Source organism: Variovorax sp. J22G73, assembly GCF_030317035.1.
In the GTDB taxonomy this organism is placed as follows: Bacteria; Pseudomonadota; Gammaproteobacteria; order Burkholderiales; family Burkholderiaceae_C; genus Variovorax.
The window spans coordinates 492,714-519,053 of record NZ_JASZYK010000002.1 but is presented as its reverse complement, the minus strand read 5'-3'; the positions used below and the strand labels follow the sequence as shown (position 1 = coordinate 519,053).

Sequence of the window (26,340 nt, the reverse complement as noted above, 5' to 3'; positions counted from 1 at the left end):
GAGGCAATTTCAATGCATGACGATACGGTTCCCAACGAGGTGCAACCGCGCAAACGCCGCAAAGGCATCTACATCCTGCCGAACCTGTTCACGCTCGCTGCGTTGTTCGGTGGTTTCTATTCGGTCGTGATGGCCATGAACGCGCGCTTCGACCTCGCGGCGCTCGGCGTGTTCGCCGCGATGATCCTGGACAGCCTCGACGGGCGCGTCGCGCGCATGACCAACACCCAGAGCGCGTTCGGCGAGCAGATGGATTCGCTGTCCGACATGGTGTCGTTCGGCGCCGCGCCGGCGCTCATCGCGTACGAGTGGTCGCTCAAGGGCCTGGGGCGCTGGGGCTGGATCGCAGCCTTCGTGTACTGCGCGTGCGCCGCACTGCGGCTCGCGCGCTTCAACGTGAACACGGGCGTGGTCGACAAGCGCTGGTTCCAGGGCCTGCCATCGCCCGCCGCCGCCGCACTGGTGGCCGGTTTCATCTGGCTCGTGGACGAATGGGGCAAGCGCGGCGGCGAGGTGCTGTATCTCTCGTGGACGCAGATCACCTGGGTCACCTTCGCCTTCACGCTGTACGCGGGCCTCACGATGGTCACCAACGCGCCGTTCTACAGCTTCAAGGACATCCAGATGAAGAAGAGCGTGCCCTTCGCCGCGATCGTGCTGATCGCGCTGGGCATCGCGGTCATCAACATCCATCCGCCGACCGTGCTGTTCGGGCTGTTCGTCATCTACGGCCTGAGCGGCTACGTGGTGTACGGCTGGCGCAAGGCCAAGGGCCAGCCGGTGAGCGTGATCAGCACCTCGACCGAAGAGCCCGACGAGCGGGGGTTGCACAACTGACACGCGGGGCCTTCACAGGCCCGCGAAGGCTGTGCTACATTCGCAACCCTCATGACCAAGATTTCGCTGCTGGCCCTACTAGCCCTCCCTCACGGGCGGAGACGGTAGCGCACGCGCAAATCCCTCACCACGGCCCGTTCGCACCAGCAACGGGCCGTTTGTTTTTGGGGTTGCTGGTTGAATTCCAACCACTCAGAGAAATCGACATGCTCAAGCAACCTCAAAGCAAATACCGCGCATTCGCCCCGATCGGCCTCAAGGACCGCACCTGGCCCGATGCCGTGCTGACCAAGGCGCCCATCTGGCTGTCGACGGACCTGCGTGACGGCAACCAGGCACTTGTCGAGCCCATGGACATCGCACGCAAGATGCGCATGTTCGAAACCCTGGTGGCCATCGGCTTCAAGGAAATCGAAGTCGGCTTTCCTTCGGCGTCGCAGGTCGAATTCGACTTCGTGCGCAAACTCATCGAGGAAGACCGCATTCCCGACGACGTGACGATCCAGGTGCTGACGCAAGCGCGCGACCACCTCATCACCCGCACCTTCGAATCGCTGCAAGGCGCTCCACGCGCCATCGTGCACCTCTACAACGCCGTCGCGCCCGTGATGCGCCGCGTGGTGCTCGGCATGAACGAAGACCAGATCGTCGAGCTCGCCAGCAGCCATGCACGCATGTTCAACGACTGCGCCGCGAAGCAGCCGAATACGAAGTGGACTTTCCAGTACTCGCCCGAAATGTTCTCGGGCACCGACGTGGCGTTCTCCAAGCGCGTGGTCGACGCGGTCACCGACGTGTGGGCGCCGACGCCTGAGCGCAAGTGCATCGTCAACCTGCCCACCACGGTCGAGCACTCAACGCCGAACATCTTCGCCGACATGATCGAGTGGATGCACCGCAACCTCGCGCGCCGCGATTCGATCGTGCTGTGCGTGCACCCGCACAACGACCGCGGCACCGGCACCGCCGCCGGCGAACTCGCGCTGATGGCCGGCGCCGAGCGCATCGAAGGTTGTCTCTTCGGCAACGGCGAGCGCACCGGCAACCTCGATCTCGTGAACGTGGCGCTCAACCTGTACACGCAAGGTGTCTCGCCCGAGCTCGACTTCTCGAACATCGACGAGATCCGCGCCACGGTCGAGCATTGCAACCAGATTCCGGTGCACCCGCGCCATCCGTACGTGGGCGACCTCGTCTACACCTCGTTCTCGGGCTCGCACCAGGACGCGATCAAGAAGGCCTTCGCCGCGCGCAAGGAAGGCGACATCTGGGACATGCCCTACCTCCCCATCGATCCGAAGGACGTGGGCCGCAGCTACGAGGCCGTGATCCGCGTGAACAGCCAGTCGGGCAAGGGCGGCATGGCCTACCTGCTCGAGAGCGAATACGGCCTCGAGATGCCGCGCCGCCTGCAGATGGAGTTCATGCAGACCGTGCAGGGCGTGATGGACATCGCGGGCAAGGAACTCACCGCCGCCGACCTCTGGCAGCTGTTCGTGCGCGAATACGGCATCGAGACCGCGCAGTCGCTGCAGCACCGCGTGATCGAGGAACAAGGCGAGGGCGCCGACGCCTCCGTGGTGCTGCGCGGCGACCTGCCGTGGGACGGCGAAGTGCGCGCCATCGAAGGCCGCGGCAACGGCCCCATCGACGCCTTCACGCAGGCGCTGAGCAAGGCCACCGGCCACACGGTGCGCGTGATGGACTACCACCAGCACGCCATCGGCGCCGGTGCGGATGCCAAGTCGGTCGCCTACCTCGAGCTGCGTGTTGACGAAAGCCAGACGCTGTTCGGCGTGGGCATCGACGCCAACGTGATCACGGCGTCGCTGAAGGCGATCGTCTCGGGCGTGCAGCGTGCGCGGGGCCGCGGTGCCCGCAGCGCACAATCGGCGGTTGAAGTCGCCTGATGCCGTGCCGGCCCGAGCCGGACGCGCAAGGTGGTAATAAATAACGGAGATCCACGATGACCGACCAACTCATTATTTTCGACACCACCTTGCGCGACGGCGAGCAATCGCCGGGCGCCTCCATGACGCGCGACGAAAAGATGCGCATCGCCAAGCTGCTGGAGCGGCTGAAGGTCGACGTCATCGAGGCCGGCTTTCCCGCTAGCTCGAACGGCGACTTCGAGGCCGTGAAGGCCATTGCGAACGTGATCAAGGACTCGACGGTATGCGGCCTTTCGCGCGCCAACGACCGCGACATCGCGCGTGCCGCCGAGGCGCTGAAGGGCGCGGCCCGCGGGCGCATCCACACCTTCATCGCGACCTCCGCGCTGCACATGGAAAAGAAGCTGCGCATGTCGCCCGACGAGGTACACGAGCAGGCCCGGCTGGCGGTGCGCTTCGCGCGCAACCAGATCGGCGATGTGGAGTTCAGCCCTGAAGACGGCTACCGCAGCGATCCCGACTTCCTGTGCCGCGTGCTCGAGACCGTCATCAACGAGGGCGCCACCACCATCAACGTGCCCGACACCGTGGGCTACGCGATTCCTGAGCTCTACGGCAACTTCATCAAGATGCTGCGCGAGCGCGTTCCGAACAGCGACAAGGCGATCTGGTCGGTGCATTGCCACAACGACCTCGGCATGGCCGTGGCCAATTCGCTGGCCGGCGTGAAGATCGGCGGCGCGCGCCAGGTCGAATGCACCATCAACGGCCTGGGCGAGCGCGCGGGCAACTGCTCGCTCGAAGAAGTGGTGATGGCGGTGAAGACCCGCCGTGACTATTTCGGCCTCGACCTGAACATCGACACGCAGCACATCGTGGCCGCGAGCCGCATGGTGAGCCAGACGACCGGCTTCGTGGTGCAGCCGAACAAGGCCGTGGTGGGCGCCAACGCCTTCGCGCACGCCTCCGGCATTCACCAGGACGGCGTGCTCAAGGCGCGCGACACCTACGAGATCATGCGCGCCGAGGACGTGGGCTGGGCCGCCAACAAGATCGTGCTGGGCAAGCTCAGCGGCCGCAATGCCTTCAAGCAGCGCCTGCAGGAGCTGGGCGTGTCCATGGCGAGCGAAGGCGACATCAATGCCGCCTTCCTGCGCTTCAAGGAGCTGGCCGACCGCAAGTCCGAAATTTTTGACGAAGACATCCTCGCGCTCGTCAGCGCGGAAGAGGTGTCGAACGTTGGTGAGCAGTTTGCTTTCGTCTCTCTCTCCCAGCACAGCGAAACCGGCGAGCGCCCCCAGGCGAAAATCGTGTTCACCGTGCAGGGCAAGGAAGTCACCGGCGAATCCGACGGAAATGGCCCGGTCGATGCTTCACTGAAGGCGATCGAGTCGCTCGTGAAGAGCGGCGCCGAGATGGTTCTTTACTCTGTAAATGCCATCAGCGGCTCGACGGAAAGCCAAGGAGAAGTTACAGTCCGGTTACAAAACGCAGGGCGGGTGGTGAATGGTGTCGGGGCAGACCCCGACATCGTGGTGGCTTCGGCAAAGGCTTATTTGAGTGCCCTCAATAAGTTACAGAGCCAAGCTGAGAGAGTTGCGGCACAAGGTTAGGTTTTCAGGCGATCCTTGCTATTCGATTGAAGAAGAGGATGCAAGTAACTGATATTGCGTGCCTTTTTTGATTTCGATACACTGCGGTCCTCGTTTGTCGCCGCTGGAGATTTATTAATGCCTGAAGCCCGTCTCCGCCGAGTTTCCAGCCAGCGGTTTCTACCCGCACTCAAATTCATCGCCGTCGCGTTCTGCGCCACGGCGTTTTTGCTGCCTGGTGCCCAGGCCGCGAAGAAAGAAAAGCCCGCCGCCGCCAAGACCGCCGTCGCCAAGAAGGCGAAAGGTCCGGTACCGGTCGAAGTGAAGCGCACCGCCTCCTCGAAGACGGCGCGCGCGGGCCGGGCGGAAAAGCCCGAAAAAGCAGAAAAGGTCGTTCGTGGAGGCCGCAACGTCGTTGCCACGCTCCACAAGAAGAACGGCAAGACCGTGGTGGCCGTGCAGCGCCGCTCGGTGGTCCGCGTCGAAGCCCCGCCGCGCCAGTCCTTCGGCCAGATGGCCGGCCTGCATGGCACCGAAGACGTGCTCGACCTGAAGTCGAGCGTTGCACTGGTGATCGACCAGGACACGCACGAAGTGCTGTTCAGCAAGAACGACCACGCCGTGCTCCCGATTGCGTCGCTCACCAAGCTCATGACCGGCCTGCTCATCAGCGAGGCCCATCTGCCGAACGAAGAGCTGATCACCATCACCCAGGACGACGTCGACACCGAAAAGCGCAGCAGCTCGCGCCTGACGGTCGGCACCACGCTGTCGCGCGGCGAACTGCTGCACCTGGCGCTGATGTCGAGCGAAAACCGCGCCGCGCATGCGCTGGGCCGCACCTATCCGGGTGGCCTGGCCACGTTCGTGAGCATCATGAACGCCAAGGCCAAGATGCTGGGCATGAAGGACACCCGCTACGTGGAGCCCACGGGCCTGTCGAGCCGCAACCAGTCGAGCGCGCAAGACCTGGCGCTGCTGGTCAACGCAGCCTATGCCGATGCCACGGTGCGCTCGCTGTCCACGTCGCCTGAATACCAGGTCGAAGTCGGCAACCGCACGCTGCAGTTCAACACCACCAACCGCCTCGTGAAGAGTCCGGATTGGGAAATCGGCGTGCAGAAGACCGGCTACATCTCCGAAGCCGGCCAGTGCCTCGTGCTGCAGGCCCGCGTGGCCGGCCGCAAGCTGATCATGGTGTTCCTGGATTCGGCCGGCAAGTTCAGCCGCATCGCAGACGCCGAGCGCGTCCGCCGCTGGGTCGAAGCCACGCATGCCGCCGGCATGCCGGCCGCTTCGCGCAACGTCGCGGCTTACCAGGCCGGCTGAACCCTGCGCTCGCTGCGCCCCAATGCAAACAGGCCCTTTTCAGGGCCTGTTTGCATTTCAGGGGTCAGTCGCCCGCGCGTGCGGTGCGACCCGGCTCAGGCGGCGGGTGGCTGCGTGCCGCTCGATGGCAGTGGCGTTGCCGCCATGCCGTCCTTGAAGCCCAGCGCGCCGGAAATCTCGTTGGCCGTCGCCTGCAGCTTGGGCAGCCAGCCTTCGTCCAGCCGGTCCGCTGGCGCCGAAATGGACAGGCCCGCCACCAGCTTGCCCTGGTCGTCGTAGATGCCCGCGGCCATGCAGCGCACGCCCAGTTCCAGTTCTTCGTTGTCGCGGGCAATGCCGTACTGGCGTGCCTTCGACAATTCGCGCTCCAGCGCCGGCAGTTGCGTGATGCTGTTGCGCGTATGGCCGGCCAGGCCGGTGCGGGTGGCGTAGCTGCGCACGCGCTGCGGATCGTCCGCCGCCAGGAACAGCTTGCCGGTGGATGTGAGGTGCAAGGCAGCGCGCCCGCCAATGGCGCGCACCACCTGCATGCCCGAGCGCTCGCTGTAGGAGCGCTCGATGTACACGATTTCATCGCCCTGGCGCATGCTGAGGTTGACCGGCTGCTGCGTGAGCTTGTGCAGTTCGCGCATCGGGCCCAGCGCCGCGTCGCGCACGTTGAGCCGGCCCTTCACCAGGTTGCCCAGTTCCAGCAGGCGCATGCCCAGCCGGTAGCTGCCGGCCTCGGGCCGGTCGACGAAGCGCCCGACGGCCAGGTCGTTGAGGATGCGGTGGGTGGTGGAAGGGTGAAGCCCGGTCTTCTCGCTGATCTCCTTCAGCGAAATGGCTTCTTCACGGGATGCCAGCACATCGATCAGCGCGAACATGCGCTCGATCACCTGGATCACGGGAACGGCGGGAATGTCTGATTGGTTTTTTCTCATGGCGCTCTGCGGTGATGACCGGGCGCCATTTTACCTTGTGAAATCAGATGGCGCCTGCCACTGGCCATCGACCAGCACTTCGTGCGGGGAGAAGCGCGCCTTGTAGTTCATCTTCGGGCTGTGCTCGATCCAGTAGCCGAGGTACACGTGCGGCAACCCCAGCTTGCGCGCCTGCTCGATCTGCCAGAGCACGCTGTAGGTGCCGTAGCCTGCGCTGGTATCGGGCTCGTAGAAGGTATAGACCGCGGAAATGCCGTCGTTCAGCACGTCGAGGATAGACACCATCTTCAGCGCGCCGGCGCTGCCGTCGGGCAGCGTGTCGCGAAACTCGACCAGCCGCGAGTTGACCCGGCTCTGCAGCAGGAACTGGGTGTACTGGTCGATGCTGTCGTGGTCCATGCCACCGCCCGCGTGGCGGCCGTTCTGGTAGCGCAGGTAGAGCTGGTAGTGCTCGGGCATGAAGCACAGCTTGAGCACGCGCGCCTGCAGCTCGGAATGCTGCTTCAGCGCGCGCCGCTGGCTGCGCGTGGGCTGGAAGCTGTTGGCCAGCACCCGCAGCGGGATGCAGGCGCGGCAACCGTCGCAGTAGGGCCGGTAGGTGAACATGCCGCTGCGCCGGAACCCGCTGAGCACGAGGTCGGAGTACGCGTCGTTGTGAATCAGGTGGCTGGGCGTGGCCACCTGCGAGCGGGCCTGGCGATCCGGCAGGTAACTGCAGGGGTAGGGCGCCGTTGCGTAGAACTGCAGGGTGTGAAGCGGTAGGTCCTTGAGGTGCGTCACGTCGTCACATCGGGAGTGGAATGAGGTCGCGCGGACAGGAGTTCGGACCAGTATACGGGCTCGAAACGCCAGCGTGGACCCTCCTGCTGTCGCGCCGAAGCCACGTGGGCAACGAAGCGTTTGCGCGCCATTTCGTGCGCGCCGAGGCTGGCGAGGTGGGCCGTGTTCTGCTGGCAATCGATCATTTGCACGCCGAATTTGCGGCACAGCGACACCAGCGCCGCGAGCGCGATCTTCGAGGCGTCCGGGCGGCGCGTGAACATCGACTCGCCGAACACCGCGCGGCCCAGCGCCACGCAGTAGAGACCGCCCGCCAGCTTGCCGTCTATCCAGGTCTCGACGCTGTGGGCGTGGCCTGCCAGGTGCAAATTCGTATAGGCCCGAACCATGTCCGGCACGATCCATGTGCCCGACTGGCCCACGCGCGGCGAGCGCGAACAGGCCTCGATGACGGCCGCGAAGTCGTGGTCGACGCGCACTTCGCAGCCCGGGGTCTGCGCAAAGTGGAGCAAGGTCTTGCGAAGCGAGCGGTGCAGCCTGAAGTCGGCTACCTGCAGCACCATGCGCGGGTCGGGGCTCCACCACAGGATCGGCTGGTCTTCGCTGAACCACGGAAACACGCAGTGGCTGTACGCCTGCATCAAAGTATCGACATCGAGCGAGCCGCCGGCCGCGAGCAGGCCGGGCACGGGGTCGGCGACGCCCCACGCCGATGCGGGGTCGGGAAGGGCGTCTCCGGGTTCGAGCCAGGGCAGTTGTCGCATGGCGTAGGTATACACGGCTTCTTCGGGACTTGAATCCGGTGTCGGGGAAATTGCGTACGCGCAGGGTCTGTCCGACAGACGCCGTGCCGGCGCGGTGCGACCATCGGCACGAGAGGCCCAAGAGAGGCCCAAGAGAGCCCCACAAGACCCTTCGAAAACCATATAGTGCTCAGCTCGCGTTCGCAGTACCGCAGCGGATCCGCCAGGCAAGGCTGCTTTGGGCGGGGATCAGCACAAGAGGACCACGTTGACCACTGAACCCAATCCCTTCCGCTTCGGCAGCGGCCAGGCGGTGCGCCGCCTCGAGGACGCAAGCCTTCTGTCCGGCGCCGGACGCTACACCGACGACGTCACGCTGCCCGAGCAGGCGCACCTCGTCTTCCTTCGCTCCGCCTACCCCCACGCACGCATCCTGTCGATCGACACCAGCACCGCCGCGGCCATGCCCGGCGTGCTGCGCGTGATCACCGGCGCCGAAATGGCCGAGGCGGGCGTCAAGGCCATGCCCGGCGCCGCGGGCTTCAAGCGCGCCGACGGCAGCGACAGCGCCAGCCCGCCGCGCTACGCCATGGCGCACGAGCGCGCCCGCTTCGTCGGCGAGGCGGTGGCCGCCGTGGTGGCCGACACCGTGCAGCAGGCGCGCGACGCGGCGGAAGCCATCATGGTCGACTACGAAGACCTGCCCATGGTGGTCGACCTGGCGGGTGCCACCGCCGAAGGCGCACCCCTGCTGTGCGACGAGGCCACCGGCAACGTCGCCGCCGAAATGCGCCACGGCAACAGCGACGACGCCACCGCCGCCTTCGCCAAGGCCGCCCATGTGGTGGCCCTCGACGTGAACAACCAGCGCGTGGTCGCCCTGACCATCGAGCCGCGCTCCGTGCTCGCCGCGCGCGACGCCGAAACCGGCCGCCTCACGATCCGCATGAGCACGCAGATGCCCTCGGGCGTTCGCGATTCCGTGTGCGCGGCCATCGGCCTGCCCAAGGAAAAGGTGCGCGTGGTCGTGGGCGACGTGGGCGGCGGCTTCGGCATGAAGACCGGCGCCTACCCCGAGGACATCGCCGTGGCCTTCGCCGCGCTGCAGGTCGACCGCCCCGTGAAGTGGGTGGCCGACCGCAGCGAAGAATTTCTCTCCAGCGCGCACGGCCGCGACATCGAGGCGCGCGCCGAAATGGCGCTCGACGCCGAAGGCAAGATCCTGGCGCTGCGCATCAAGACGCTGGCCAACGTCGGCGCCTACGCCACCGGCACGGGCGTGGCCATCCAGCTGCTCATCGGGCCTTGGGTGCAGACCAGCGTCTATGACATCCAGACCATCGACTTCCACTTCAAGGCGGTGCTCACCAACACCGCGCCCACCGGCGCCTACCGCGGCGCGGGCCGGCCCGAGGCCATCTTCACCATCGAGCGGCTGATGGACGAGGCCGCGCGCCAGACCGGCATCGACCGCATCGTGCTGCGCCGGCGCAACTTCATCCGCCCCGAGCAGATGCCGTACAAGAACCCGATGGCGCAGACCTACGACACCGGCAACTTCGAGTCGGTGATGGACCAGGCGCTGGCGCTGGCCGACTGGCAGGGCTTCGACGCGCGCGCGGCCGAATCGTCGCGCAACGGCAAGCACCGCGGCCTGGGCATCGCCACCTTCCTGGAGTGGACGGGCGGCAACGTGTTCGAAGAGCGCGTCACCGTCTCGGTGCAGGCCGACGGCGTGATCGAGGTGTTTTCCGCCGTCAATGCCATGGGGCAGGGCATTTCGACCTCGCTGGCGCAGCTGGCCGTCGATGCCTTCGGCGTGCCCATCGACAAGGTGCGCGTGGTGCTGGGCGACACCGACCGCGGCGACGGCTTCGGCAGCGCCGGCTCGCGCTCGCTCTTCACCGGCGGCTCGGCCGTGCGCATCGGCGCGGAACGCACCATCGACAAGGCGCGCGAGCTGGCCGCGCAAGAGTTCGAGGCCGCCATCGACGACATCACCTACAGCCGCGGCGTGTTCACCGTGGCCGGCACCGACCTCGAGCTCGACCTGTTCACGCTGGCCGGCAAGCAGCCCGACCGCGAGATCTTCGTCGACTCCACCAGCACCGTGGCCGGCCCCACCTGGCCCAACGGTTGCCACATCTGCGAGATCGAGGTCGATCCGCCGACCGGCGAGATCAGCGTGGTGGCCTACAGCTCGGTGAACGACGTGGGCCGCGTGATCAACCCGATGATCGTGCGCGGCCAGCTCGAGGGCGGCGCGGTGCAGGGCATCGGCCAGGCGCTGTACGAGCAGGTGGTGTACGACAACGAAACGGGCCAGCCCGTCACCGGCAGCCTGATGGACTACGCCGCGCCGCGCGCCGACATCGTCGACACCATGTTCAACATGGAAATGGACCAGTCGACCCCGTGCAAGAACAACCCGCTGGGCGTGAAGGGCGTGGGCGAGCTCGGCACCATCGGCGCCACGCCGGCCATCGTGAACGCGGTGGCCGATGCGTTCGCGCGCAACGGCCTGGCCACGCGCGCACCGCGCCTGCACATGCCGCTGAGCCCGGCGCGCGTGTGGCAGGCGATGCAGACCGTCGACTGAGGTCCGCGCGCCTGGGCGCTTGAACGAAGGCACAGAAAGGCACAGGCCATGCTCGTGCTGTCGGAACTGAAGACCGACGCGATCCGCATCGCCAGCTACCGCTGCGACGCCGGCCCCGACGCCAGGCCCTTCACCGAGCTGCACGAGGGCCACTCGGTCTCGTACGTGCGCAAAGGCAGCTTCGGCTACCGCACGCGCGGGCGGGCCTATGAGCTGGTGGCCGGGTCGGTGCTCGTCGGCTGCGCGGGCGACGAGTACATGTGCACGCACGACAACCACGTCTGCGGCGACGAGTGCCTGGCCTTTCACCTGTCGCCGGGCTTCGTCGATCTGATCGGCGGCGACCGCAAGACCTGGCGCACCGGCGGCGTGCCGCCGCTGGCTGAACTCGTGGTGCTCGGCGAGCTGGCGCAAGCTGCCGCCGAGGGGCATGGCGACGTCGGGCTCGATGAGCTGGGCATGTGGTTCGCAAGCCGTTTCGTCGACCTGGTGGCCGACCGCAAGAAGCGCCCGGCGTCAGTCACCGCCACGCCGCGCGACCGGCGCCGCGCGGTCGATGCCGCGATGTGGATCGACGCCCATTCGGCGAGCGACATCGGCCTCGACCACGCGGCCGCCGAGACGGGCCTGAGCGCTTTCCATTTCTTGCGGGTGTTCTCGCAGGTGCTGGGCGTCACGCCGCACCAGTACCTCGTGCGTTCGCGGCTGCGCCATGCCGCGCGCCTGCTGGTGGACGACCGCCACCGCCCCGTGACCGAGGTGGCGCTGGACGTGGGCTTTGCCGACCTGAGCAACTTCGTGCGCACCTTTCATCGCGCGGCGGGCGTGTCGCCGGGCGCCTTCCGCAAGGCCGCGCAGGGCGAGCGCAAGATTTTCCAAGACCGCATTGCCGCGCTGCGCGACGATGGCCGCCCGCTCATGCCTTTTCATGCCGTCGGGCAGGGCACCGTCACTTTGAAGCGAGGTTGACCATGGCCACCATCTACAAGGAATTCGTCGTCGAGGCGGACGCCGCCCACGTGTGGGACGCGCTGCGCGACTTCGGCGCTGTGCACACGCGGCTCGCGCCGGGTTTTCTCACGGCGTGCCACCTCGACGCCGAAGGCGCCCGCGTGCTCACCTTTGCCAACGGCCTCGTCGCGCGCGAGGCCCTGGTCGGGCTCGACGATGCGCACCGCCGGCTGGCCTACACCGTGACCGGCGGCAAGGCCGCCCACCACCACGCCTCGGCACAGGTGTTCGACGAGGGCGAAGGGCGCTCGCGTTTCGTCTGGATCACCGACGTGCTGCCCGACGCCATGGTCGCCTACATCGAGCCGATGATGGCGCAGGGCGGGGCGGCCATGAAGGCCGCGCTGGAGGGGCACGCCGCCCCCGCCAGCATTGCCGTCTAGCGTCTGGCGTCCCGCGCCTAGAAGTCTTCCAGCGGCAGCCCGACGTAGTTCTCCGCCAGCGAGGTGGAGGCCGCGTGCGAATGCACCAGGTAGTCGAGCTCGGCCTCCTGGATCTTCTGGCCGAAGGCGCCGGTCTCGGGAAAGCGGTGCATCAGCGAGGTGAACCACCACGAGAAGCGCTCGGCCTTCCACACACGGCGCAGGCACAGGTCCGAATAGCGGTCGAGCGCCGAGGCCGACTTCTCGCCGTAGAAGATCTCGAACGCGCGCGACAGGTAGCCCACGTCGGCAGTCGCCAGGTTCAGCCCCTTGGCACCGGTCGGCGGCACGATGTGCGCCGCGTCGCCCGCCAGGAACAGCGAGCCGAAGCGCATCGGCTCGGCCACGAAGCTGCGCAGCGGCGCAATGCTCTTCTCGATCGACGGACCGGTCACCAGCCGCTCGCGCGCCTCGGGGTCCAGCCGCGCGCGCAGCTCGTTCCAGAAGGCCTCGTCGCTCCAGTTTTCCACGCGCTCTTCGGTGGGCACCTGCACGTAGTAGCGCGAGCGCGTGGCGCTGCGCATGCTGCACAGCGCGAAGCCGCTTTCGGTGTTGGCGTAGATGAGTTCATGCGACACCGGCGGCACGTCGGCCAGCACGCCCAGCCAGCCGAAGGGGTAGACCTTCTCGTAGGTCTGGATGGCGTCGGCCGGCACGCTGGCGCGGCTCAGGCCGTGGTAGCCGTCGCAGCCGGCGATGAAGTCGCATTCGAGCTCGTGCGTCTGCCCGTCTTTTTCGTAGCGCACGCGCGGCCTGGCGGAGTCGAAGTCGTGCAGGCTCACGTTCGCGGCGCTGTAGATGGTGACGAGGCCTTCGGCGGCGCGCGCTTCCATCAGGTCGCGCGTGACCTCGGTCTGGCCGTACACCGTCACCTGCTTGCCGCCCGTGAGGCCGTGCATGTCGATGCGGTGGCGCGCACCCTTGAACAGCAGCTCGATGCCTTCGTGCGGCAAGCCCTCGGCCTTGGCGCGGGCATCTACTCCGGCGCGCGCCAGCAGGTCCATGGTGACCTGTTCGAGCACGCCCGCGCGGATGCGCCCGAGCACGTAGTCGCCGTTCTGGCGTTCGACGATGACGTTGTCGATGCCAGCCTTGTGCAGAAGCTGCCCGAGCAGAAGGCCGGCGGGGCCGGCGCCGATGATCGCGACCTGGGTGCGCATGTTCGTGTCTCCGAAAGGGTTTCACGGAGCGTAGGGCGCGGGCGCGCCGCCGGGGTGGCCGCCGCGGAGGCTGTGTGCGATCATGCGAACGCGTGCGCGATCATCGCGCAACAGTTCCATCCGCCCCCTGTTTCAAGCCACCGCACCCGCCCGCATGACCATTGCCAGAGCCGACTTCATCGAGGGCATCGCCAAGGGCATGGCCGTGCTCGAGAGCTTCGACACCGAGCGCCAGCGCCTGAACGCCACGCTGGCCGCAGAGCGCGCCGGCCTCACGCGCGCCGCCGCCCGCCGCCACCTGCTGACGCTGGCGCACCTGGGCTACCTGGAAACCGACGGCAGCTATTTCTGGATGGCGCCCAAGGTGCTGCGCTTCTCGGGCAGCTACCTGGCCTCTTCACGGCTGCCGCGCGCGCTGCAGCCCACGCTGAACCGGCTGGCGGCGCAAACGGGCGAGTCGTTCTCGGCCGTGGTGCTCGACGGCGAAGAGGTGGTCATCGTGGCGCGCAGCGGCAGCTACGGCACGCCGACGCGCGTGCTGGCGTACGGCCTGCACCTGGGCGCGCGCCTGCCGGCGCATGCCACGTCCACCGGTCGCGTGCTGCTGGCGGCCATGCCGCCCACCCAGTTCACGCAGTGGCTCAAGGGCCGGCACCTGGCGCGGCTCACGCCGCAGACCGTCACGCAGGCGCGCGGCCTGCGCCAGCTGGTGGCGCGCGCGCGCAAGGACGACCACTGCTTTGCCAGCGAAGAGCACGAGCTGGGCGTGCAGGCGCTGGCGGTGCCGCTGCGCGACATGCAGGGCCACACGGTGGCCGCGCTGAACGTGGTGCTGTCGGGCACCCGCTACCAGGAAGAGGCGCTGCAGCGCGACATGCTGCCGCTGCTGTTCGAAGCGGCGCGCGAAGTGCGTTCGCTCCTGTAGTCCGCCGGCCCCTGAACTTTCGCCCCGGCCCGCGCCTCGAATTCCGCAAAGGGACACAACCATGCGACTCCTCCTCCTCGAAGACGACGTGATGATCGGCGAAGCCGTGCTCGACCTGCTGCGTGCCGAGCAGTACGCGGTCGATTGGGTGAAAGACGGCGAGGCGGCCGAATCGGCCCTGCGCACCCAGCAGTACGACCTGGTCATGCTCGACCTGGGCGTGCCGCGCCGCGACGGCCTCGAAGTGCTGCGCAACCTGCGCGCGCGCAAGCAGCGCATGCCGGTGCTGATCGCCACCGCGCGCGACTCGGTGCAGCAGCGCATCGAAGGCCTGGACGCCGGCGCCGACGACTACGTGCTCAAGCCCTACGACCTCGACGAGCTGCTGGCGCGCATCCGCGCCCTGCTGCGCCGCGCTGCGGGGCGCGCGGAGCCTGTGTACGAGCACATGGGCGTCAGCATCAACCCCGCCACCCGCGAGGTATCCGTGGCCGGCCAGCCCGTGGTGCTGTCGGCGCGCGAATGGGCCGTGCTGGAGCCCTTGCTGGCACGGCCCGGCATGGTGCTGTCGCGTGCCCAGCTGGAAGAAAAGCTCTACAGCTGGAAAGACGAGATCAGCAGCAACGCGGTCGAGGTGTACGTGCACGGCCTGCGCAAGAAGCTCGGGGCCGAGCTCATTCGCAACGTGCGCGGCGTCGGCTACATGGTGCCGAAACTATGACTCACCCTCAGGCTTCGCGCACGTCGTGTCGCTTCGCCAACCCCCTTCCGGGGGCGACGCCGACGGCCCGGCAAAGCCGGTTCGGTGTCGTCCCGCGAAGGGGGCGTGCATGAGCAGGGTCATCGGTTCGTTGACGGGTTCGTTGCGCGCACGCCTGCTGTGGTTTCTGCTTGCGGCCATCGTGCTGGCCGCGGGGGCGCAGGCGCTGGTGGCCTACCGCACGGTGCTCGCGGAGGCCGACGACATCTTCGACTACCACATGCAGCAGATGGCGCTGTCGCTGCGCGCGGGCCTGCCGCCCAGCGCGGCGGTCGGCGGCATCGGCACCGGCGAGCAGAACTTCGAGTTCGTGGTGCAGGTGTGGACGGCCGACGGCACGCGCATCTTCGAGTCGGCGGAAGAGGCCGCGCTGCCGCAGCTCGCGGTGCTGGGCTTTGCCGACGTGCACGCGCGCGGCACCACCTACCGGGTGTTCTCGATGCAGACGCGCGGGCTGGTCATCCAGGTGGCGCAGGACATGGCCGCGCGCCGGCACATGGCCGGCACGCTGGCCTTGCGCACCATCGCACCGGTGGCGCTGATGGCGCCGCTGCTGATGCTGGTCGTGTGGTGGGTGGTGAGCCGCTCGCTCGCGCCGGTGGCGCGCGTGCGCAAGCAGGTGGCGTCGCGCCAGGCCGACGACCTGTCGCCGGTGAGCGAAGAGGGCCTGCCCGAGGAGGTGCGCCCGCTGGTGCAGGAGCTGAACCTGCTGTTCGACCGCGTGCGCCACGCCTTCGATGCGCAGAAGCACTTCGTGGCCGACGCCGCGCACGAGCTGCGCTCCCCGCTGGCCGCGTTGAAGCTTCAGGTGCAGGGCCTGCAGCGCGCGCCCGACGGTGCTTCGCGCGACCTGGCCGTGAGCCGCTTGGTGGCAGGCATCGACCGCGCCACGCGGCTGGTGGAACAGATGCTGGCGCTGGCACGCCACGAGGCGAGCATGGCCGCCGGTGCCACGCCGGAGCCGGTGGACCTTTCCGAAGTGGCACGCCTCGCGGTGTCCGACGCCGTGGCCGCCGCGCAGGCGCGTGGCATCGACATCGGCATCACGCATGCCGACGCGGCCGTGGTCGACGGGCAGTCGGAGGCGCTGCGCATGCTGCTGCGCAACCTGCTGGAGAACGCGGTGAAGTACACGCCGCCGGAAGGCCGTGTGGACATCGCCATCACCGCGACCACGACTGCGACAACTGCGCAGGGCAACGGCGCCGTGGAGCTCACCGTCGACGACAGCGGCTCGGGCCTGCCGCCGGCCGAGCGCGAGCGCGTGCTCGACCGCTTCTACCGCTCCGGCGAAACGCAGGCGCCCGGCAGCGGGCTGGGGCTGGCCATCGTGAAGTCGATTGCCGACCTGCACGGCGCGAGCGTGTCGCTCGACGCCTCTCCGAGCCTGGGCGGGCTGCGCGTGCGCGTGGTGTTCGCGCCTTCGGCATCTTCATCGCGGGGCGCAAAAGCGGCGGACTGAGCGCCCGCACGGTTTAAGCGGCGTTTAAGCCAGGGAGACGACATTCCTTTCATCGTGTTTGCGTTGATACGCATTGAAAGGACCGACAAATGATCTCCCGTCTGACTTCGCCCCGCGCCCTGGTGATTGCCTTGGCGAGCGCGGGCGTGATCGGTGCCGTCGGTGCCGGTGCCTACACCAGCGCGCGCGCCGTGGGTGCCCCGACCACCAACGCCGCAGTGAGCGCCCCCGCGGCCATGGTCACGCTGCCCGACTTCTCCACGATCACCACGCGCGACGGCCCGGCCGTGGTCAACATCAGCGTCACCGGCACCATGAAGGCGTCGGACGACGAGGCCGCGGCAGAGGTGCAGGGCATCGACCCCGAAGACCCGATGTTCCAGTTCTTCCGCCGGTTCCAGGGCCAGATGAACCCGCGCGGCAAGCAGCAGGAGCGCGACGTGCCGGTGCGCGCGCAGGGCTCGGGCTTCATCGTCGACCCCAGCGGCATCATCATCACCAACGCCCACGTCGTGAAGGACGCGAAGGAAGTCACCGTCAAGCTGACCGACCGCCGCGAGTTCCGCGCGAAGGTGCTCGGCGCCGACGCCAAGACCGACATCGCGGTGCTGAAGATCGACGCCAAGAACCTTCCAACGCTGGCCCTGGGCAACACCAAGGACCTGAAGGTCGGCGAATGGGTGCTGGCCATCGGCTCGCCCTTCGGCTTCGAGAACACCGTTACGGCCGGCGTGGTGAGCGCCAAGGGCCGTTCGCTGCCCGACGACAGCTACGTGCCCTTCATCCAGACCGACGTGGCCGTCAACCCCGGCAACTCCGGCGGCCCGCTGCTGAACACGCGCGGCGAGGTGGTGGGCATCAACTCGCAGATCTACAGCCGCAGCGGCGGCTACCAGGGCCTGTCTTTCGCCATTCCCATCGACGTGGCAGTGCAGGTGAAGGACCAGATCGTCGCCACCGGCAAGGCCACGCATGCGCGGCTCGGCGTGGCGGTGCAGGAGGTGAACCAGGCCTTTGCCGAATCGTTCAAGCTCGACAAGCCCGAAGGCGCGCTGGTCTCGAACATCGAGAAGGGCGGCCCTGGCGACAAGGCCGGCCTGAAGGCGGGCGACGTGATCCGTAGCGTGGACGGCCAGCCCATCGTGTCCTCGGGCGACCTGCCCGCGGTGATCGGCCAGCAGGCGCCGGGCAAGAAGGTCACGCTCGAGGTGTGGCGCCAGGGCGAGCGGCAGGAGCTGCAGGCCAAGCTCGGCGATGCGAGCGACAAGCCGGCGCAGGTGGCCAAGGCCGACGCGGCCGCCGGCCAGGGCAAGCTGGGCCTGGCCTTGCGCCCGCTGCAGCCGCAGGAAAAGCGCGAGGCCTCGATAGACACCGGCCTGCTCATCGAAGACGCCGCCGGCCCCTCGGCGCAGGCGGGCGTGCAGGCGGGCGATGTGCTGCTGGCCATCAACGGCACGCCGGCGCAGAGCGTGGAGCAGGTGCGCGAGGTGGTGGCCAAGGCCACCAACAAGTCGGTGGCGCTGCTGATCCAGCGCGGCGAAGACAAGATCTTCGTGCCCGTGCGCATCGGCTGAGTTCGCTCACACGGCTCCTGGCGCGCGCCCCATGACTCAGTCCGCCAGGAGCCTGTCGGCGCACATCCTGCCCACGTCGGCCACCATGATCGGCGTGTGCATGACGGTGATGTCCATCGGCCACCTGGGGCCGCGCGACGACATGCGCTTGCTGATCGACCGGCTGCTGGCCGTCGACGCGCTGGTCTTCCTGGCCAGCGCGTTGCTGTCGTTCATCTCGATGCGTACGCAACGCGCGGGCGCGCGGCTGGAGGCATGGGGCGAGGGCGTGTTCATCGCCGGGCTCGGGTTGCTGGCGCTGGGCGCGGTCACGCTGGCGTTCGCGCTGCGCTGATTCCGGTTCGACGGTTGAGCGTTTCGAGGCTCAGGGCAGGGCGCAGGGCCAGTCGAGGCGCACGCGCGTGCCGCGCCCCGTGTTCTGCGCTTCCTGTGCTTCCTGCGTGTTCTCGATGTACAGCCGCGCCCCGATGGACTGGGCGCGCGCGCGCATGTTGGCAATGCCATGCCCCGCGGGCCGGCCGTCCGCAGGGGCCGCCGGCAGGCCGCGCCCGTTGTCCGTGAGCACGATGCGCACCAGCGGTGGCGACACCTCGCCATGCCAGCCCGCCTGCATCACGATGCGCGTGGCGCCGGCGTGCTTCAGTACGTTGGTAAAGGCCTCCAGCAGGATGCGCTGCAGCTGCAGCGCGGCCTGCGCGGCGAAAGGCGCCAGCTGCGGAATCACCGCCACGTTCCACACCAGCTCGATGCCCGCGGCGTCCAGGCGCGGCTGCAGACGGTAGCGCAGCGTGGCCAGCACGGTGGGCAGGTCGTCGTGCGTGGGCTGCAGCGAATCGACGGCCATGCGCATCTCGTCGAGCGCGAGCTTCACGTGTTCCTCGACCACGCCGCGGTCGGGTGCGGGCTGGGTCACCACGTTGAGCAGGCCCACCAGCTGCGAGCCCACGCCGTCGTGGATCTCCCGCATGATGCGCTGGCGCTCCAGCAGCACGGCCTGCTCCTGCTGCTGCTGGCGCACGGTTTCGAAGGCGCCGCGCAGCTGCTCCTCGCGCTCGGCGACGCGGGCCGCGAGGTTGGCGTTGAGCGCGCTGTAGTCGGCCACGGTGCGGCTGTAGCGCTCCACCACCAGGCCGGCCAGGATCATCACGAAGAAGAACATCGCATGCGCCGTGAGCGTGTAGTACGCGCCGCCGAAGAGGCCCATGCGCACCAGCAGCAGGTCGTGCGCGCCGGCCAGGATGGCGCCCGTGCCCGCCGCCATCAGCACCGCGGCGATGCGCCGGTGCTCCACCAGCGCGCCATGGATCACATAGGGCAGGCACACGATGCTGGTCGCCTGCAAGATGACCAGGCCGCCGGTCCACAGCGCCGGCAGCGCGAACGCGAAGGAGGCGCAGGCCAGCGCGACCGACAGCGCCAGCGCCGCGTAGATGGCGCGCACCAGCCACGGCGGGTTGCGGTCGAGCACCAGCAGCACGAAGCGTGCGATCAGCCCGATGTGGCAGGCGTAGCAGACCGCCACCACCGCACCCCACAACGGCCAGGGAATGGGCACGTCGGGCCACACGCGGTCGAGGTTGCGCGCCACGCCCGAGAGCGCGGCCAGCGCGAAGCAGCCGTACAGCGCATCGCGCTGGCGCAGCCACAGCCCGCCGGCCAGGCCGCCCATCAGCACCAGGCTCACGGCGTAGACGATGGCCGAGGTGTTGCGCCAGTTCTGCTGCGAGCGATAGAGCGCGGCCAGCGAGGCCTCGGTGCCGTACTGGATGCTGGCGAGGCCGGCCCCGCGCTGGCGTTGCACGGTGGTGCGCACCACCAGCGACTGTGCCTGTCCGTCGCGTTGCAGGGCGGCGGCCAGCGGCACCAGCAGGTTGCTCTTCGATGCGTCGTGGCCCGGGTCGCCCAGCGTGCCGTAGCTGGCCACCAGCGCGTCGTTGAAGGCGATGCTCACCTGGTTGCCCACGCCCGACATCAGGAGCGCCGCGGGTGCGTGGGCTGGCATGGCTGCATTGCCCGGCAGGGCTGCGTGCCCCGGCATGTCCGCGGGCAGGTCGATGCGGTAGGTGGCCTTGCCGCCGAGGCCGGGGAACTCGTGGTCCCAGCGAAACGGCAGCGTCACGCGGCGCGTTTGCGCGGGCAGGCCGTCGGGCTCGAGCACGGCTTCGGCCGTGTTCACGTCCAGGGCGCCTGCGGGGGCGGCTTCGCCTGCCTGCGCTGCACTGGTGCCGAGCGTGAACAGGCCGCACAGCGCCGCGAGCAGCAGCCTGCGCAGGACTGCGGCGCTCACGCTAGGGAAGCCAGCCGAGGTTGCGTGCCTCGAAAACGGCTTCCGATTTGTTGTGCACATCCAGCTTGCCGTAGATATTGCGGATATGGGTTTGGACCGTCGATGCGGAGACTCCCATCTGCACGCCCACTTCGACATAGGTGAAACCACGAGAGACCAGGTCGAGCACTTCGAACTCGCGCGGCGAGAGGCGCTCGGGCGCCGAGGCGGGGCGCGCGCCTGTCGCGGCCTGCTGCGGGGACCCCGCAGACGCCGATGCGGTGGCGGTCGCTGGCAGGGAAGCGGATGCGGGGAGCGCCGAGTGCGCCTGCCAGCGGCGCAGCAGCTTGCGCGCGATCACCGGCGACATGGGCGAGCCGCCCGCGCGCAGGTGGCGGATGTGGGTGGCCAGGTCGGCCTCGGTGCCGTCCTTCAGCAGGTAGCCGCTGGCGCCGGCCTCGAAGGCCTGGACCATGTTGGCCTCGTCGCCGAAGATCGACAGCACCATCACCGCGCAGGCCGGCTGCATGTGGCGGCACTGGCTGATCACCTGCAGGCCGGGGCGGTCGGGCAGGCCCAGGTCCACCAGCAGCACGTCGACCGGGTTGTCGACCAGCCAGTGAAGGATTTCGCCCGCGTTGGAGGCGCTGTAGGCCAGGCTCAACGAGGGGTCCGCGTCGACCACGCGCGCGATGCGCTCGCGCATGCCGGTGTCGTCTTCGACCAGCGCGACTTGGGTGTCCGCGGTCATGCGTTCGCCGCTGCGGCAAGGCTGCATGCGGGCATGCAGGGAGTGAAGACGAGGCGCATGGCGGAGGGATTCCTCAGGGAGCGAAGAGCGAAAGTGCGAACAGCAAAATTGCGAACGACGACAAGTAGGCGCAAAGGGTAGGTGTCGACCGGTGCGCTGCCCATCCTATATACGGGGGAGGCGGTCTACGGCTTTCGGTGGGCTTGCTTTGCGCGCGCGAATCGCGCAGTGCGGCACCCAAGCAAAAGCGCCCGTCCAGTGGCCTGGACGGGCGCGATGTGCGCAACGGGCAAGCCTCCGGTCGTGCGACCGAAGACGCTTGTGTTTTTACTTGCGACGGCGGTTGGTGCTGGCCGCCGGGGCCGAGGTTTGCGACGGCGCCGCACCGCCGTCCACACCCAGCCGGCCACCGCCGCCGAGGCCCTGGCCGCGCACGGTTTGCGCCTTGTAGTTGCGCAGCGAGCGAACCATCTGGTTGAACGCGTCCATGAAGGCCGCGGCAATCACCTTGCCCTGCGGCGTGCGCGTGTAGCCGCCCACGCCACCGGCGGCCGACAGGCCGCTCAGGCCGGCGAAGCCCGCGAAGTCGGTTTTCGATGCGCTGCCTTCGGCGGCCGCCACCTGCACGCCCGAGCGGTTGTCGATGAGGGTCAGCAGCGCGCTGGCTTCCTTGGTCTGCATGCTCGCGCCGAGCTGCGCGATGGCACGGCCGCGGCCGCCGCCGACCAGCCCGCCGAGCGCGCCGCCGAGGCCGCCCGCGTCGCTGTTGCTGAAGACGATTTCGGGCGACAGGCCGTAGTCGGAGGCCACCATCTGGCCGCGGCCGAAGTTGCTGCCGCCGCGCATTTCGCCCGACTGCTGCAGCGCGCGCTCGCGCGTCATGGCGTTCATGCCGGCCGCGCCGCGCTCGACCACCACGAAGCAGTTCGACTGCTGCACCAGCAGGCGCAGCAGGTTGGCCGTGGGCGGCAGCTTGTATTCGCCGGTGAGCACGGTGTACCAGCCCGCGCTCTGGTTCTCGATGAGCGACACCGTGCCGAGCGGCGAGTCGCAGCGCTCGAGCTGGCTGCTTTCACCGGAGGTGGCGGCGCCGGCGGCACTGCCCGTGGCCACGGTCTTGGCCGACGGGTTGCCCATTTGCATGTCCATGGTCTGGCAGCCCGAAAGGGCCAGCAGGCCGGCGAGTGCGCTTGCGAGAGAAAGTTTGGAAAAAGCCATGTCCTGGTCTGTCAAGTGAAAAGAATGCGGCGCCCGTGGCGGGCGTCACTTGTCAAAACCGAAGCCGGAATTGCCATGGCCTGTACGACCTCCCGATTCGACGCGCCGCCGGCGACCGCGCGACGATACGACCCGAGAGTTCGGCATGCCAGTGCCGAAAGTCATGTGCCTGCGGGCACGGCCCAGGGTCCGAATCGGGGACGCGTGGGTGGTGGCAACCCGAGTCCTCGATCGCTCCGGCCGCAAGGTCGAACAGGCTGGTTGCCCGAGGGGCGGTGCGCGGAGCGAGGCGATTATTACTCAGGAAACGTTTTTAAACATTTAGGTAACAGTGGGGCGCGCCGGTGCCGGCTCTCGAGGGAAAACGGCTGTCTGGCGGCGTGCCGGACGTTACATGTGCACGGTCAAGTCGCGTAGTCGCCGCTGGCCTCGGGCTGGAACAACACCGCGACCACGCGCGTCTCGCCTTGCGCGCCGCCGGGCATGTCCCAGCGCGCGAGCGCGCCGCTTTTCACGCCGAGCAGCCCGATGCCCACGGGCGACAGCACCGAGACGAAGCCCGCACCGGGTTGCGCGTCGCCGGGGTAGCACAGTGTGATCTTCTGGCGCTGCCGGGTGGCCGGGTCTTCGACCTCGACCTGCGAGTTCATGGTGACGATGTCGGCGGGCACCTCGCGCGATGGCAGCACGTCGGCTGCATCGAGCAACGCGGCCAGCGCCGCGGGCGGCGCGTGGCCGGTCAGTTTTTCGAGGCGGACGACGTCGAGTTCGGTGAGCGTGCGCTCCCCGTGAATGGTTGCAAGCATGAAGCACTCCAAATGAATGCGTCGCCGGTTGCATGAAGAAGCAAGACGGCGTCGCGACCGCGCGGCGGGTGCCCGGCGGTCAATGGTTCGCGCATCAGAAAGAAGGGTAGCGGACCGCCGGGCTCAGGAAAGTGCGCGGGTGCGTCGCAAGACTTCCGTGGTCGCCGCGATGGCCACACCCGCAGCACCCGCACGGCGAACCGCTGCCAGGGGCAGGGTTGCGCACAGGGCAGGGTGCTTGCGTGAGGTGGACCAGGGGGACATCGAAGCCAGTGTAGGTGCGTGGGTGCGAAGCGGCCAAGCAATGGCCTCACGTGCCTTGCCGGTAAGCGTTGCGCGGCCCCGCACAATCGAGCGATGCGGACTTTTCTTCTCTATGTTGCGACGGCGCTTGCCGAAATCGTCGGCTGCTATCTGCCTTATCTCTGGCTGAAGCAGGATCGCTCAGCTTGGTTGCTGGTGCCCGCGGCTGTCGCACTTGCCGCGTTCGCGTGGCTGCTGACCTTGCACGACGCCGCGGCGGGACGCGTGTACGCGGCATATGGCGGCGTGTACATCGGCGTCGCCATTGCGTGGCTCTGGGCGGTCGACGGGATGCGGCCTACGGCGTGGGACGCGGTGGGCGTGGCGGTGTGCTTCGTCGGCATGGGGCTCATCGCGTTCCAGCCGCGGTAGCCGGTGCGACGCCACAAAAGGAAATGCCTCGCTACCTTGAGAGTAGCGAGGCATTCAGGAACCACCGAAGTGGTTTGTTTTGGCTCCTCGACCTGGGCTCGAACCAGGGACCTACGGATTAACAGTCCGGCGCTCTACCAACTGAGCTATCGAGGAACAAGCCTTAAATTATATGCAATGGATTTGCCGATTTTGAATCGACGCATCGATTTTTTGATTCTTGCGCCACACACTTTTTCGTGTGCTGTCACTTGAATGAAAATGCCTCGCCACCTTGAGAGTGGCGAGGCATTCAGGAACCACCGGGGTGGTTTGTTTTGGCTCCTCGACCTGGGCTCGAACCAGGGACCTACGGATTAACAGTCCGGCGCTCTACCAACTGAGCTATCGAGGAACAAGCCTTAGATTATAGCGCGATTTTTTGCACGTTCTTGAACACGCGACATCGCCGCGACAAATTTGCGACGCCCGACGTGACTACAGCGCCACGGTCAGCCCCAGGCGCAGCGTGCGCGGCGCACCCGGAAACAGATACACATGGCTGAACTGGTAGGGCGACTCCTTCCAGTAGCGGCGGTCGAACAGGTTGTCCACCGCCAGCGTCCACGTCGTGTTCACGCCGCGCAGCTTGGTGTCGTAGCGCAGCACCGCATCGACGCGCGTCCACGACGGCAGCGTGACCGAGCCGTCGGGCAGCACGTTGCGCCGGCCTTCGTAAGACAGCTGTCCCGCCACCTCGAGGCCGGGCACCGCCGCGACGCGGTACGCAGCCTGCGCGCGCAGCACCTGCTTGGGCACGTTGGTCGGCGACTGGCCGTTCAGCGCCGGATTGACCGTGCTGTCGCGGCGCTTCGCATCGATCAGCGTCACGCTGCCGCCGAGGCGCCACGGCCCCTGGTTCCATTGCCCGCCCGCTTCGATGCCGCGATGCACCGCGCGGCCGTCGTTGCGCACGTCGCAGAACTCGCCGCACTGGTCGATGTTGGTCGTCGGGCGCGAGATGTCGAAGTACGCAAGCTGCCAGTTCAATGCATCCGTGCCGCCCTTCAGGCCCAGCTCCCACTGGCGCGAACGCAGCGCCGGCAAGGCCTGCCCCGCGTTGCCGTACTGGTCCGCGCGGTTCGGCACGACTTGCGACTCCACGCCCTGGCCCCAGCTCGCATACGCCAGCAGGCCCGGCTGCACGGCGTAGCTGGCCGCCAGCCATGGCGTGGTCACGCCTTGCTTGTAGCCGGTCGGCTCCGAGCCGTCGTTGCCGATGCTGCTGCGGTCCAGCCGCGTGTGGCGCACGCCCAGCCAGGTGGTGAAGCGATCGTTCCAGCGGATTGCGTCCTGCACCGACAGCTCGGTCGAGCGCTCGTCGCGGTTGGTCTGCGGCGTGGTCGCGTCGGGGTTGGCCGGCACCACGGCCGTGCCCCAGATGTTGCCGACGCCCGCGTAGTTGTAGGCCTGGTTCTCGAAGCGGTTGCGCACGCGGCTTTGCAGCAGCCCGAAGCCCAGCTCGTGCTTCACGCTGCCCGTGGTCACGTTGCCCTTCAGGTTCAGGCTGCCCGCGGTTTGCGTGCGGCGCTCGTTGTCGCTGCGAAAGTCGTACACGTCGAAGGTGCCGTCGGAGCAATAGCGGTCGTAGTTGCCTTCGGCGCCGCAACCGAAGGCGTAGGCCAGCCGGTCGTCGCTCTTCAGGCGCTGCTGCCCTAGTTGCGCGGACCAGCGCCAGTCGGCGTTCAGTGCCTGGCTGAAGCGCACGGTGCCCGTCAGCGCCTTGAACACCGAGGGCTGCGACCACGGCTGGTTGTTCAGGTTGATGCGCGGGTCCACCGGCGCGGGCAGCACGTTGCCCAGCAGGCTGTAGCCGTTCTGGCTCGGCTGCGTCTTGCGGCTTTGCTCGACCTCGAACTCCAGCACCGAGTCGCGCGTGATGCGCCAGTCGGCCGCCAGCGAGAACAGGTTGCGGTTGCCGTCCAGGTCGTGCGTGAGCGGCTTCAGGTTCTCGCTCGCCACGTTCAGCCGGTAGCCGAACTCACGGTTCTCGCCGAAGCGCCCGCCCAGGTCGAGCGCGCCCAGCACGCTCCCGCGGCTGGTGGTCTCGATGCGCACCGTGCGCAGGTCCTGCTCGGTGGGCCGCTTCACGACGTAGTTGACCAGCCCGCCCGGCGCGCTGGTGCCGGCCTGGATGCCGCTGGTGCCGCGCAGTATTTCCACGCGTTCCTTGTTGTCCAGCGGAATCGATGTTTCCGCGCTGATCGGCAGGCCTTCGCGCCGGTAGTTGAAGCGGTTGTCGAGCACGAAACCGCGCACGGTCAGGTAGTCCCAGTAGCCGGCGGAGTTGTAGGCGTCGGTGACCGAGGCGTCGAACTGCGTGAGGTCGGCGAGCCGGCGCGCGCCGCTGGCGCGCAGCTGGTTGCTGTCGATGACCGTGGCCGAGATCGGCAGCTCGCGCAGCGGCACGTCGCCGAAGCCGCTGATGTCGGCCTGCGGCGCGGCGGCGGCGTCGTTGACGGTGACTTCGCGCAGCGCGGCTTGTTGCGCCTGGGCGCTCCAGCTGGCGGCGAGAAGGGTCGCCGCGATGGCGAGCGAAAGCGGCGACAGGGGTGAGAGGTTGGTTTGCTTCATTG

Annotated in this window: 23 protein-coding genes and 2 tRNA genes; 13 read left to right on the top strand and 12 right to left on the bottom strand. The window is 67.9% G+C overall.

Going from position 1 to position 26,340, the window contains the following annotated elements; translation table 11 throughout:
* Positions 1–12: 12 nt before the first annotated feature.
* The 3 genes from pssA (at position 13) to QTI51_RS10385 (ending at position 4,342) form a co-directional block, all read left to right on the top strand.
* A complete protein-coding gene (gene pssA / locus QTI51_RS10395; RefSeq protein ID WP_116907442.1) occupies positions 13–837 on the top strand; it encodes a CDP-diacylglycerol--serine O-phosphatidyltransferase in 825 nt (274 codons plus the stop codon).
* A gap of 206 nt (positions 838–1,043) precedes the next feature.
* A complete protein-coding gene (gene leuA, locus QTI51_RS10390) occupies positions 1,044–2,747 on the top strand; it encodes a 2-isopropylmalate synthase (protein WP_116907443.1) in 1,704 nt (567 codons plus the stop codon).
* 56 nt (positions 2,748–2,803) lie between these two features.
* A complete protein-coding gene (locus QTI51_RS10385; RefSeq protein ID WP_116907444.1) occupies positions 2,804–4,342 on the top strand; it encodes a 2-isopropylmalate synthase in 1,539 nt (512 codons plus the stop codon).
* On the opposite strand, the gene QTI51_RS10380 is transcribed toward QTI51_RS10385, so the two are convergent.
* On the bottom strand, positions 4,339–4,614 hold the full coding sequence (locus QTI51_RS10380) for a hypothetical protein (RefSeq protein WP_286515866.1): 276 nt from the start codon (positions 4,612–4,614) through the stop codon (positions 4,339–4,341). The two genes, QTI51_RS10385 and QTI51_RS10380, sit on opposite strands and share 4 nt — an antisense overlap.
* A gap of 28 nt (positions 4,615–4,642) precedes the next feature.
* On the opposite strand from QTI51_RS10380, the gene QTI51_RS10375 reads away from it, so the two are divergent.
* Positions 4,643–5,650 (top strand): serine hydrolase, encoded by a 1,008-nt coding sequence (locus tag QTI51_RS10375; protein WP_286515867.1) that lies wholly within the window; start codon positions 4,643–4,645, stop codon positions 5,648–5,650.
* 95 nt (positions 5,651–5,745) lie between these two features.
* Here the strand turns inward: QTI51_RS10375 and QTI51_RS10370 are convergent, their stop codons facing one another.
* From QTI51_RS10370 to aat, 3 genes are read right to left on the bottom strand one after another with little or no spacing between them, the layout of a single operon-like run.
* On the bottom strand, positions 5,746–6,573 hold the full coding sequence (locus tag QTI51_RS10370) for an IclR family transcriptional regulator (protein WP_116907446.1): 828 nt from the start codon (positions 6,571–6,573) through the stop codon (positions 5,746–5,748).
* Positions 6,574–6,603: 30 nt separating this feature from the next.
* The gene (locus QTI51_RS10365) at positions 6,604–7,353 is read right to left on the bottom strand and encodes an arginyltransferase (protein WP_116907447.1); all 750 of its coding nucleotides are present in this window, start codon (positions 7,351–7,353) and stop codon (positions 6,604–6,606) included.
* The gene (aat, locus tag QTI51_RS10360; RefSeq protein WP_116907448.1) at positions 7,350–8,117 is read right to left on the bottom strand and encodes a leucyl/phenylalanyl-tRNA--protein transferase; all 768 of its coding nucleotides are present in this window, start codon (positions 8,115–8,117) and stop codon (positions 7,350–7,352) included. Before aat ends, QTI51_RS10365 begins: the two co-directional genes overlap by 4 nt.
* Positions 8,118–8,364: 247 nt before the next feature.
* Here aat and QTI51_RS10355 point away from each other — a divergent pair, with 247 nt between their 5' ends.
* The 3 genes from QTI51_RS10355 to QTI51_RS10345 are packed head-to-tail and all read left to right on the top strand — an operon-like array spanning position 8,365 to position 12,089.
* On the top strand, positions 8,365–10,695 hold the full coding sequence (locus tag QTI51_RS10355) for a xanthine dehydrogenase family protein molybdopterin-binding subunit (RefSeq protein WP_116907449.1): 2,331 nt from the start codon (positions 8,365–8,367) through the stop codon (positions 10,693–10,695).
* Between the two features lie 48 nt (positions 10,696–10,743).
* Positions 10,744–11,664 (top strand): AraC family transcriptional regulator, encoded by a 921-nt coding sequence (locus QTI51_RS10350; RefSeq protein ID WP_116907450.1) that lies wholly within the window; start codon positions 10,744–10,746, stop codon positions 11,662–11,664.
* A 2-nt stretch (positions 11,665–11,666) separates the two neighbouring features.
* Positions 11,667–12,089 carry an SRPBCC family protein gene (locus QTI51_RS10345; protein WP_116907451.1) on the top strand — a complete coding sequence of 141 codons (423 nt, stop codon included), beginning with the start codon at positions 11,667–11,669 and terminating at the stop codon, positions 12,087–12,089.
* A gap of 17 nt (positions 12,090–12,106) precedes the next feature.
* On the opposite strand, the gene pobA is transcribed toward QTI51_RS10345, so the two are convergent.
* On the bottom strand, positions 12,107–13,288 hold the full coding sequence (pobA, locus tag QTI51_RS10340) for a 4-hydroxybenzoate 3-monooxygenase (RefSeq protein WP_116907452.1): 1,182 nt from the start codon (positions 13,286–13,288) through the stop codon (positions 12,107–12,109).
* Positions 13,289–13,442: 154 nt separating this feature from the next.
* Here pobA and QTI51_RS10335 point away from each other — a divergent pair, with 154 nt between their 5' ends.
* From QTI51_RS10335 to QTI51_RS10315, 5 genes are all read left to right on the top strand, one after another.
* The gene (locus QTI51_RS10335; RefSeq protein ID WP_116907453.1) at positions 13,443–14,213 is read left to right on the top strand and encodes an IclR family transcriptional regulator domain-containing protein; all 771 of its coding nucleotides are present in this window, start codon (positions 13,443–13,445) and stop codon (positions 14,211–14,213) included.
* Positions 14,214–14,274: 61 nt separating this feature from the next.
* Positions 14,275–14,934, top strand: coding sequence for a response regulator (locus QTI51_RS10330; protein WP_108134257.1), 660 nt, complete (start codon positions 14,275–14,277; stop codon positions 14,932–14,934).
* A 109-nt stretch (positions 14,935–15,043) separates the two neighbouring features.
* Positions 15,044–16,435, top strand: coding sequence for an ATP-binding protein (locus QTI51_RS10325; RefSeq protein ID WP_116907454.1), 1,392 nt, complete (start codon positions 15,044–15,046; stop codon positions 16,433–16,435).
* An 89-nt stretch (positions 16,436–16,524) separates the two neighbouring features.
* Positions 16,525–18,009, top strand: coding sequence for a DegQ family serine endoprotease (locus tag QTI51_RS10320; RefSeq protein WP_116907455.1), 1,485 nt, complete (start codon positions 16,525–16,527; stop codon positions 18,007–18,009).
* 31 nt (positions 18,010–18,040) lie between these two features.
* Entirely contained in the window at positions 18,041–18,343 is a 303-nt protein-coding gene (locus QTI51_RS10315) for a hypothetical protein (protein ID WP_116907456.1), read from the top strand.
* Between the two features lie 30 nt (positions 18,344–18,373).
* On the opposite strand, the gene QTI51_RS10310 is transcribed toward QTI51_RS10315, so the two are convergent.
* From QTI51_RS10310 to QTI51_RS10295, 4 genes are all read right to left on the bottom strand, one after another.
* Entirely contained in the window at positions 18,374–20,296 is a 1,923-nt protein-coding gene (locus QTI51_RS10310; protein ID WP_286515868.1) for a sensor histidine kinase, read from the bottom strand.
* A 1-nt stretch (position 20,297) separates the two neighbouring features.
* Positions 20,298–21,026 (bottom strand): response regulator transcription factor, encoded by a 729-nt coding sequence (locus QTI51_RS10305; protein ID WP_116907850.1) that lies wholly within the window; start codon positions 21,024–21,026, stop codon positions 20,298–20,300.
* Positions 21,027–21,353: 327 nt separating this feature from the next.
* Positions 21,354–22,244 carry a CsgG/HfaB family protein gene (locus QTI51_RS10300; protein WP_116907458.1) on the bottom strand — a complete coding sequence of 297 codons (891 nt, stop codon included), beginning with the start codon at positions 22,242–22,244 and terminating at the stop codon, positions 21,354–21,356.
* Positions 22,245–22,648: 404 nt separating this feature from the next.
* Complete coding sequence (locus QTI51_RS10295; RefSeq protein ID WP_116907851.1) at positions 22,649–23,050, bottom strand: GreA/GreB family elongation factor; 402 nt, start codon at positions 23,048–23,050, stop codon at positions 22,649–22,651.
* Positions 23,051–23,407: 357 nt separating this feature from the next.
* Between QTI51_RS10295 and QTI51_RS10290 the strand changes: the two genes are divergently transcribed.
* Positions 23,408–23,725: a YnfA family protein gene (locus QTI51_RS10290; protein ID WP_116907459.1), complete on the top strand. Its 318-nt coding sequence runs from the start codon at positions 23,408–23,410 to the stop codon at positions 23,723–23,725.
* An 80-nt stretch (positions 23,726–23,805) separates the two neighbouring features.
* On the opposite strand, the gene QTI51_RS10285 is transcribed toward QTI51_RS10290, so the two are convergent.
* From QTI51_RS10285 to QTI51_RS10275, 3 genes are all read right to left on the bottom strand, one after another.
* Positions 23,806–23,881, bottom strand: a tRNA-Asn gene (locus QTI51_RS10285).
* A gap of 162 nt (positions 23,882–24,043) precedes the next feature.
* Positions 24,044–24,119: transfer RNA gene (locus QTI51_RS10280), tRNA-Asn, on the bottom strand.
* An 83-nt stretch (positions 24,120–24,202) separates the two neighbouring features.
* Entirely contained in the window at positions 24,203–26,338 is a 2,136-nt protein-coding gene (locus QTI51_RS10275; RefSeq protein ID WP_286515869.1) for a TonB-dependent siderophore receptor, read from the bottom strand.
* Positions 26,339–26,340 lie beyond the last annotated feature (2 nt).

Excerpts from the sequence above, each read along its gene's own strand:
- QTI51_RS10305 (WP_116907850.1), bottom strand. The coding sequence starts at position 21,026 with ATGACCGCGGACACCCAAGTCGCGCTGGTCGAAGACGACACCGGCATG.
- QTI51_RS10275 (WP_286515869.1), bottom strand. The coding sequence starts at position 26,338 with ATGAAGCAAACCAACCTCTCACCCCTGTCGCCGCTTTCGCTCGCCATC.
- QTI51_RS10330 (WP_108134257.1), top strand. The coding sequence starts at position 14,275 with ATGCGACTCCTCCTCCTCGAAGACGACGTGATGATCGGCGAAGCCGTG.
- QTI51_RS10325 (WP_116907454.1), top strand. The coding sequence starts at position 15,044 with ATGAGCAGGGTCATCGGTTCGTTGACGGGTTCGTTGCGCGCACGCCTG.
- QTI51_RS10320 (WP_116907455.1), top strand. The coding sequence starts at position 16,525 with ATGATCTCCCGTCTGACTTCGCCCCGCGCCCTGGTGATTGCCTTGGCG.
- QTI51_RS10350 (WP_116907450.1), top strand. The coding sequence starts at position 10,744 with ATGCTCGTGCTGTCGGAACTGAAGACCGACGCGATCCGCATCGCCAGC.
- pobA (WP_116907452.1), bottom strand. The coding sequence starts at position 13,288 with ATGCGCACCCAGGTCGCGATCATCGGCGCCGGCCCCGCCGGCCTTCTG.
- QTI51_RS10290 (WP_116907459.1), top strand. The coding sequence starts at position 23,408 with ATGCGGACTTTTCTTCTCTATGTTGCGACGGCGCTTGCCGAAATCGTC.
- QTI51_RS10385 (WP_116907444.1), top strand. The coding sequence starts at position 2,804 with ATGACCGACCAACTCATTATTTTCGACACCACCTTGCGCGACGGCGAG.
- QTI51_RS10295 (WP_116907851.1), bottom strand. The coding sequence starts at position 23,050 with ATGCTTGCAACCATTCACGGGGAGCGCACGCTCACCGAACTCGACGTC.
- QTI51_RS10315 (WP_116907456.1), top strand. The coding sequence starts at position 18,041 with ATGACTCAGTCCGCCAGGAGCCTGTCGGCGCACATCCTGCCCACGTCG.
- aat (WP_116907448.1), bottom strand. The coding sequence starts at position 8,117 with ATGCGACAACTGCCCTGGCTCGAACCCGGAGACGCCCTTCCCGACCCC.
- QTI51_RS10335 (WP_116907453.1), top strand. The coding sequence starts at position 13,443 with ATGACCATTGCCAGAGCCGACTTCATCGAGGGCATCGCCAAGGGCATG.
- QTI51_RS10300 (WP_116907458.1), bottom strand. The coding sequence starts at position 22,244 with ATGGCTTTTTCCAAACTTTCTCTCGCAAGCGCACTCGCCGGCCTGCTG.
- pssA (WP_116907442.1), top strand. The coding sequence starts at position 13 with ATGCATGACGATACGGTTCCCAACGAGGTGCAACCGCGCAAACGCCGC.
- QTI51_RS10370 (WP_116907446.1), bottom strand. The coding sequence starts at position 6,573 with ATGAGAAAAAACCAATCAGACATTCCCGCCGTTCCCGTGATCCAGGTG.
- QTI51_RS10345 (WP_116907451.1), top strand. The coding sequence starts at position 11,667 with ATGGCCACCATCTACAAGGAATTCGTCGTCGAGGCGGACGCCGCCCAC.
- leuA (WP_116907443.1), top strand. The coding sequence starts at position 1,044 with ATGCTCAAGCAACCTCAAAGCAAATACCGCGCATTCGCCCCGATCGGC.